The sequence below is a fragment of the Tardiphaga sp. genome (assembly GCF_044340795.1).
GTDB lineage: Bacteria > Pseudomonadota > Alphaproteobacteria > Rhizobiales > Xanthobacteraceae > Tardiphaga.
Map to the genome: position 1 here is coordinate 1 of NZ_JBIISY010000273.1, position 7,619 is coordinate 7,619.

A 7,619-nucleotide genomic window follows, 5' to 3' on the forward strand; every position below is an offset into this window, starting at 1 on the left:
ACGACGGCACTGGCACCCGCACGGACCTGTCGCTCGCACAACCGCGCGAAGGTCAGGAGGTCGAGGCCACCATCCGAACGAAACGGCGTCGGCAGATCGGCGATCATGCCATGCAGCCAGTTGTTGACGTGAACCGTTGCATGGCTCGCAAGGAAAAGTGCGGACATGATGCGCGATCACGCAACGCGACGCTGTGGCAGCGCGATCGGCTGAGATGAGGCAAAGGGCGGCGCGCTCATGTCGAGTTCGATCAGGCCTGCTGTCTCAACGATGGAATCGGGCCGATGACCGTTCTCGAACAGCGCGTAGCGCAAAGCGGCGCTGCGAGTCTTGAAAAGGCCGCCAAACAGGCCGCTCTGTTCTTGCGCGACCCATTGGCCGCAGCGGTTTTGACCGATCAGAACGAAGCTGAATTCACACAAGGGAGGTTTGAAACGATTCACTGTGGTCTCCTGCAAACAGCACGCTCGGAGGCGTGTGTCTGCAAGATGAGCCGTGGGGCGTTTGAAAACGAGACGACATGAAACGCTGCGTTATAGGCGTGGCATAAATGCCGGATTGTCGCGGACGCATGCGCTGAAACGGAACCATCACGTAGAGCAACGATTGGAATTTCTGCCAGGATCAGGGAGCTTGTTATGGCGAAATACTCCAAGAAGGCTGCAAAGAAAGTCGCACGAGCCATCAAGAAGGCGAAGAAGGGTACGCTGAAAAGCGGCCGCTCCGGCAAGAAGGTGACGAGCCGCAAACAGGCGATCGCAATCGGCCTGTCGGAAGCCCGCGCCGAGGGGAAGAAGGTGCCGAAAGCGCCCAAGAAGACGACGAAAAAGGCGGCCAAGAAGACGGTGAAGAAGGCAGCGAAGAAGAAGACTGCGAAGAAGACCACGAAGGTGAGAAAGTCGAAAAAGAGTTAGCCGGTTAACGGCACCGGCGACGTCTCCACCTCATCGCCCGCGTAAGCGGGCGCTGACAAAAGAGCAGACGCTCAACCATTTTTCAGCTGGGGATCAGTTCTTACTTCGTCTGGAGGGACGCTTTCTGCAGATGATCCTTGCATTCATCATTCTTGCCCGTGGCCAGTTTTTCGCTGGCGGCGCTGATCTCATCTGACGCGGTCTTCTTCTGCTTGCCGTCCGGCATCTTGGCGATGGCCTCAGCAACGAAGGCGATGTTCGATGCGTTGCATTCGCGCGCCTGCAACTGCTGTGCCTGCGCGCTGATTTCCGGCGATAACGCGGTGATCGCCACCACCAGTCCCAGTGTCTTCTTCATGACTAGCTCGCCTTGCGATGCCGCGCTGTCGAACGTCCGGCCTTCTTGGCAGGCCGCTTGCGCGCCACGGGCCGGCGGGCGGCCGAAGCGCGCTTGGTCGGCGCCTTGCCACCCTTGAGGCTTGCCTTCAGCGCATCCATCAGACTGACGACATTATCCGGCTTCTCCTCCTTCGGAGCGGTTTTCATCGGTTTGCCCGCGGCCTTGCGCTTGACCAGCGCCTTCAGTGCGCTCTCGTAGTCGTCCTTGAATTTCTCAGGATCGAAATGCGCGGCCTTGCTGTCGAGGATATGCGTGGCAAGCTCGATCATGTCCTTGGAAATCTTAGGGCTCTTGATGTCGTCGAAATAGTCGGCTTCATCGCGCAATTCGTAGGGATAGCGCAGCGTAGTGCCGAGCAGGCCCTTGCCGAGGGGCTCGATAGCGATGACATGTTCGCGATTGGTGAGCACAATGCGCGCCAGTGCCACGCGGTCCTGGTCCTTCATGGCGTCGCGGATGACGGCGAAGGCATCGGCGCCGGCCTTGCCGTCCGGCGCGATGTAATAGGGATTGTTGAGATAGCGACGATCGATCTCGTCGCGCGGCACGAAGTTATCGATATCGATGGTATGGTTGCTCTCGATCTGGACGGCTTCGAGCTCTTCCTTCTCGATCTCGATATATTCGCCCTTGCTGATCTCGTAACCGCGCGCCTTCTGGTCCTTCTCGACCACGTCGCCCGTTTCGGCGTCGATCATCTGCTGCTTCAGCCGGTTGCCGGTGTCGCGGTTGATCATGTGGAATTTGGTTTTCTCCACCGTGGTGGAGGCCGGATACAGGACCACCGGGCAGGTCACGAGTGACAGTTTGAGGGAGCCTTTCCAGTAAGCGCGGGGCGGGGCCATGCATCCTCCAACTCATACAAATCGCTTGCCGCGCCAATCGCTTGCGCGCGTGGAACTTCAACCATCGCTCTCGGTTTTGGTTCCGATCCCCGCCTGATGGGCTCCGGAGTATGCGTTGTGGCCGACCGCCAACTATCGATTTACCGCAAGAAACGTGATTTCGCGCAGACGAAGGAGCCGTCCGGCAAGATCGTGGTGGCGCCGGCGAAACGGCCGCGTTTCGTGATCCAGAAACACGACGCCACGCGGCTGCATTACGACCTGCGACTGGAAATGGACGGCGTGTTCAAGTCATGGGCAGTGACGCGCGGGCCGTCGCTCGATCCGGCGGACAAGCGGCTGGCCGTCGAGGTCGAGGATCATCCCCTCGACTATGGCGATTTCGAAGGCACCATTCCTGCGGGCCAGTATGGTGGCGGTACGGTGCAACTGTGGGACCGCGGCTATTATGACGCCGAGGATGCCGCGAAGGGACTGAAAAAGGGGGATCTGAAGTTCACGCTGGATGGCGAGAAGCTGCATGGCAGCTTCGTTCTGGTGCGCATGAAACATGATCGCAACGGCGGCAAGCGGACCAACTGGCTGCTGATCAAGCATCGCGACGACCATGCCGTGGATGGCGGCGGTGAAGCGATCTTGGACAAGGATGCATCGGTGGCGTCGGGCCGCAGCATGGAGGCGATCGCGGAGGGGAAAGGCCGCGCTCCGAAGCCGTTCATGATCGGCAAGGCCGCCAAAATCAGGAAGGACGCCGTCTGGGATTCCAGCGAAGGCGAGGCGGCAGATGCGCGGGCCAGGAAAGGTGTGAAGACCAAGGCCGATGTGGCGAAGAAGGCGCCAGCGAAGCGCGCGGTCCGGGCGACGAAAACGGCCACCATGCCGGGCTTCGTGGCGCCGGAGTTGTGCACCTCGGTGGATCGCCCACCAGCCGCAGCTGGCTGGGCGCATGAGATCAAGTTCGATGGCTACCGGATGCAGCTCCGCGTCGCGGATGGCGACGCGACACTGAAGACGCGAAAAGGGTTGGACTGGACCGACAGCTTTCCGGCCATCGCCGAGGAAGCTGCCAGGCTCCCGGATTGCATCATCGACGGCGAGATCGTTGGCCTCGATTCATCCGGCGCCCCGGATTTCGCGGCGTTGCAGGCAGCGCTCTCCGATGGCGAGACGGATACCCTGATCTTCTTCGTGTTCGATCTGTTGTTCGCCGAAGGCGAGGATCTGCGTAAACTGCCGCTCGAAGACCGCAAGACACGTCTGAAGGCATTGCTGGACAAAGCGCGTGGCCGCCGCAAGGAGGGTCTGATCCGCTATGTCGATCACTTCACCACCGGCGGCGATGCCATCCTGCAGTCTGCTTGCAAACTGTCGCTCGAGGGCATCGTCTCGAAGAAGCTGTCGGCGCCCTATGCGTCCGGCCGCTCGAAGAACTGGACCAAAGCCAAATGCCGCGCCGGCCATGAAGTGGTGATCGGCGGCTGGAAAACAACCAATGGGAAATTCCGCTCGCTGATGGTGGGCGTGCACAAGGGCGATCATCTAGTCTATGTCGGCATTGTCGGCACTGGCTATGGAGCGGACAAGATCAAACGCATCATGCCGGCGCTGAAGAAGGCGGCCGCGAAACAGTCGCCCTTCGGGGGTGACAATGCACCAGGCGGCGGCCGCGATGTGCACTGGCTGAAGCCCGAGCTGGTGGCGGAGATCGAATTCGCGGGCTTCACCGGCGCCGGCATGGTCCGGCAGGCGTCGTTCAAGGGATTGCGCAGGGACAAGCCCGCGCAGGAGGTCGAGGCGGAGGTACCGCAGACAACGGCGCTCGCCGAGCCAAAGCCGAAGCGTGCGGCGAAGAAAAAACCCGTGAGCAAAGCCGCAAAGGCGACGTCGCGAAAGTCTGCAGAGGTCATGGGCGTCGCGCTATCCAATCCCGACAAGGCGTTATGGCCCGACGCGGGTGACGACGAACCGGTGAAGAAACGCGATCTCGCTGCCTATTTCGAGGCGGTCGGGGAATGGATGATGCCACATCTGAAAGGGCGGCCATGTTCTGTCGTTCGTGCGCCGGACGGGATCGGCGGCCAGCAATTCTTTCAGCGTCATGCCATGGCGGGGACGTCGAATCTGCTCGAGCTGGTCAAGGTCTCCGGTGATCGAAAGACCTATCTCCAGATCGATCGTATCGAGGGGCTCGCGGCGGTCGCACAAATGGGTGGGCTTGAACTGCATCCATGGAATTGCGCGCCGGACGAGCCGGATGTGCCGGGCAGGCTGGTATTCGATCTCGACCCGTCGCCTGAGGTTGGCTTTGCCGACGTGATCGCCGCGGCGCGCGAACTGCATGATCGGCTGTCGAAGCTCAACATGGAGAGCTTCTGCAAAACGACCGGCGGCAAGGGGCTGCATGTGGTCGTTCCGCTCAAGCACGGCGCGCGAGACCGGGTGGAATGGAAGGTGGCAAAAACCTTTGCGCAGGCCGTGTGCCAGCAGATGGCGGCCGATAACCCCGAGCGCTATCTGATCAATATGTCCAAGGCGAAACGGACCGGAAAGATCTTCCTGGACTACCTCCGCAACGATCGAATGGCGACGGCCGTCGCCATACTGTCGCCGCGGGCACGCGAGGGCGCGACCGTATCGATGCCGCTGACCTGGGCGCAGCTGCGCAGCGATCTCGATCCGAAGAAATTTACGCTACGGAGCGTTCCAGCCCTGCTGCGGAAGAGCAAGGCGTGGGGCGAGTATGAGAAAGCCGCATCGTCGATCAAGGCGGCGATCGCGAAGATGAAGTAGCCGCAGGGACGGGCATCGTTGCGCTCGACCGGCCACGAAGAACGCGCGGTCCATTTGTGAACCGCGCGTCTTCAGATCAAATTCTTATCACAGTTTACCGAGCAAGAGCAGGATCAGCAGGATCACCACCACGAGTCCAAGGCCGCCACCACCATAATAACCGGTACCGTAGAACGGACCGCCGCCGATGCCGCTGAAGCCGCCAAGAAGGGCGATGATCAGGATGATCAGAATGATTGTACCAATGGACATGTGTTTCTCCTCAGCCTTCTTCAGTTGTGGTCTTTAGCTGCGGTAAAAACGCGCGGCTTGCCGCAAGGTTCCAGAGTTGAAACCCGCCGGGAGCTTTTGCGCTGCGAGATGCGTTACTAACTGAATCACGAACAAGGATACCTGCGATGTCTCGACCGCTCACCGTCTCCATTCCGCATTCGCTTGGCCGCGACGAGGCTGCGCGCCGCCTGAAAAGTGGTCTTGCGCGGGCGACAACGAGTGTGCCCATGGTCAAGATCGAGGATGAGCGCTGGGAGGGCGACCACCTTGATCTGCGGGTGCGCGCCATGGGGCAGGTCGCATCGGGCCGTGTGGATGTGCTGGATAACTGCGTGAATGTGGAAGTGACATTGCCGTGGCTGCTGCAGCGATTTACGGAGGTGGCGCAGGCAACGATCCAGTCGCGCGGGAAATTGTTGCTGGAAAAGAAATAGCGTCGCTGCCGTGCAGCATAAGCACGGGCGGCCCTGCGTGCACTGCACACGCATATCGTCGGTAACCTCTCACAAACAATTTGATGAAAATCTGATGTGGTGCGGAGTGAGGGAACCGAACAAGCTCTGAGTCGGCACGACATCCGCCAGGCCGTCCGGCATCAATCCCGGGCGGCGTTGTCGTTGGTGGCAACAGCTATTGCAGCCTTGTCGACCGTGTCTTCTTCGGTATCGCCTGCGTCCGGATAAGCGCGACAGGCAGTTGCGCGAGATAATCCGATACGCGGATCTCCGCTATGTCATAGCCGGTCGCATGCACGGTGGCGTCGAGCTTTGATCCGTCGAACCACAGCCGCCCGCCATCCGTGAATTCCGCGAGTGCGCGACCGACGATCACGATGACCGCGTCGCGCTGATGGCGCCGCGCGAAGGCGATGAGGTGCCCGGCATGCGGACCGCTGACGTCCAGCGGCTCGTAGTCGCCATCGGTGAAGACTGCAGGGAGTTCGCTGCGCAGTTTCAGGAGTTCACGCGTCCAGGCGAATTTGACGTGGCTGTTGCTCCAGCTACCCGTCAGCGCCTTCCAATCCGGCGCCTTGACCTTCTCCAGCACGGCGACACGCTCGGCAAAGTCCACCGGGCGGCGGTTGTCTGGATCGACCAGGGAAGTGTCAAAGAATTCGGTGCCCTGGTAGAAGTCGGGCATTCCGGGGATGGTCGCTTTCAGCGTGATCTGGCTGAGCGAGTTCACTGCGCCGATCAGCGCCATCCGACGTGCAAAAGCGTCGATCTGGTCGATGAATTCCTTCGATTGCGCGGGATCAAGGATGCGAGCGAGAAAATCCTGCAGGCCTTTCTCATAGGCCGCATGCGGATTGAGCCAGCTCGTTTCTTCCTTGCCCTCGCGCGCGGCCTTGAGGGCATAAGCCTGCATGCGTTCGAGGAAGGTCTCGTCCCGGGCATCCAATTCCCAGGCACCGACCAGCGCCTGATACAGCATATATTCGAACGGCGCGGACGGTGAGCGCATCTCGCCATCGCTGATCACATGTGGCGCGTTCAAAACCTTCCAGCGGCTCACGGCCGTGGCCCATTCACTGGGCAGTTCCGCAAGCGCCAGCAGGCGTGTGCGGGCATCCTCGCCGCGCTTGGTGTCATGGGTCGCCGTCGACGTCATGCCGTGCGGGAATTCGTTGGCGCGCTGAACCATCATGGCGTGGAAGCGCTTGACCGGCATCGCCTCGGCAGCAGGCTCACCACCAACTTCGTTGAGCGCGAGCAGCTTGTGATAGCGATAGAAGGCGGTGTCTTCGAGCGACTTCGCCATGGTCGGGCCGGTGAACTGCTGCACCTTGAAGGCAAAGCGGCGCACGCGCGGCTTGCTATGGGCGGGACCGCCGGGCTTCAGCAGGTCGAGGGTTAATGCATCGCGCAGGAAGTCGAACAGACCTTCGTCGGTGCCGAACCATTCGGCACGGGCTTTCTCGATCGTCTCCGAGATCAACTGGCGATCCAGCGCCGAGGGGCCCGCGGCGGTGAGATAGGTGCGATAGACCGGGAAATGCAGCACATAGAGCTCGAAAGCCTGGCGCAGCGTGTCGGCGGAGAAATCGCGCGTCGAATAATGCCCATTGGCAATACGCGCGAGCAGGCGCGTCAGCACGGTGAACTCCGACAGCAGCAGCGTATCGAGGACGCGGCGCTTGGCCTCGATCAGAAGAGGCCCGAATTTCGGCGAGGTGTTGCTGACCTGCCGCCAGGTCTCGCCGAGCGGCTCCAGGCCTTTTTCCTCCACCAGAACCTGGGTGATGGCGTTCAGCCATTCATAGCCGGTGGTCCCGTGCACGCCGGCAAAGGGCACCAGCTTTTCGTCTTCGCCGAGGATCTTCTCGACGACGACATAGAACGGCTTGGCCTTGCCCTGCGCCTCGCGTATCAGGCGGCGCAGGCGCTGGAAATATTG

At 60.9% G+C, this 7,619-nt stretch carries 8 protein-coding genes; 3 read left to right on the forward strand and 5 right to left on the reverse strand.

Annotated elements, in window-relative coordinates:
• Positions 1–176: 176 nt before the first annotated feature.
• Positions 177–443: a hypothetical protein gene (locus tag ACIQ17_RS28375; protein ID WP_398472739.1), complete on the reverse strand. Its 267-nt coding sequence runs from the start codon at positions 441–443 to the stop codon at positions 177–179.
• A 195-nt stretch (positions 444–638) separates the two neighbouring features.
• On the opposite strand from ACIQ17_RS28375, the gene ACIQ17_RS28380 reads away from it, so the two are divergent.
• Entirely contained in the window at positions 639–914 is a 276-nt protein-coding gene (locus tag ACIQ17_RS28380) for a DUF6496 domain-containing protein (protein ID WP_398472740.1), read from the forward strand.
• 100 nt (positions 915–1,014) lie between these two features.
• Here ACIQ17_RS28380 and ACIQ17_RS28385 read toward each other — a convergent pair whose 3' ends face one another.
• Both ACIQ17_RS28385 and ACIQ17_RS28390 read right to left on the reverse strand, forming a co-directional pair.
• Positions 1,015–1,272: a hypothetical protein gene (locus tag ACIQ17_RS28385; RefSeq protein WP_398472741.1), complete on the reverse strand. Its 258-nt coding sequence runs from the start codon at positions 1,270–1,272 to the stop codon at positions 1,015–1,017.
• 2 nt (positions 1,273–1,274) lie between these two features.
• Positions 1,275–2,159, reverse strand: a complete 885-nt coding sequence (locus ACIQ17_RS28390; protein ID WP_398472742.1) for a Ku protein — start codon at positions 2,157–2,159, stop codon at positions 1,275–1,277.
• A gap of 96 nt (positions 2,160–2,255) precedes the next feature.
• Here ACIQ17_RS28390 and ligD point away from each other — a divergent pair, with 96 nt between their 5' ends.
• Positions 2,256–4,949: a DNA ligase D gene (ligD, locus tag ACIQ17_RS28395; RefSeq protein ID WP_398472743.1), complete on the forward strand. Its 2,694-nt coding sequence runs from the start codon at positions 2,256–2,258 to the stop codon at positions 4,947–4,949.
• An 87-nt stretch (positions 4,950–5,036) separates the two neighbouring features.
• Here the strand turns inward: ligD and ACIQ17_RS28400 are convergent, their stop codons facing one another.
• Positions 5,037–5,201 (reverse strand): DUF3309 family protein, encoded by a 165-nt coding sequence (locus tag ACIQ17_RS28400; protein WP_209842552.1) that lies wholly within the window; start codon positions 5,199–5,201, stop codon positions 5,037–5,039.
• A 146-nt stretch (positions 5,202–5,347) separates the two neighbouring features.
• Between ACIQ17_RS28400 and ACIQ17_RS28405 the strand changes: the two genes are divergently transcribed.
• Complete coding sequence (locus ACIQ17_RS28405; RefSeq protein ID WP_398472745.1) at positions 5,348–5,656, forward strand: polyhydroxyalkanoic acid system family protein; 309 nt, start codon at positions 5,348–5,350, stop codon at positions 5,654–5,656.
• Between the two features lie 196 nt (positions 5,657–5,852).
• On the opposite strand, the gene treY is transcribed toward ACIQ17_RS28405, so the two are convergent.
• On the reverse strand, positions 5,853–7,619 hold a 1,767-nt coding region (gene treY, locus ACIQ17_RS28410), incomplete at its 5' end, for a malto-oligosyltrehalose synthase (protein WP_398472747.1).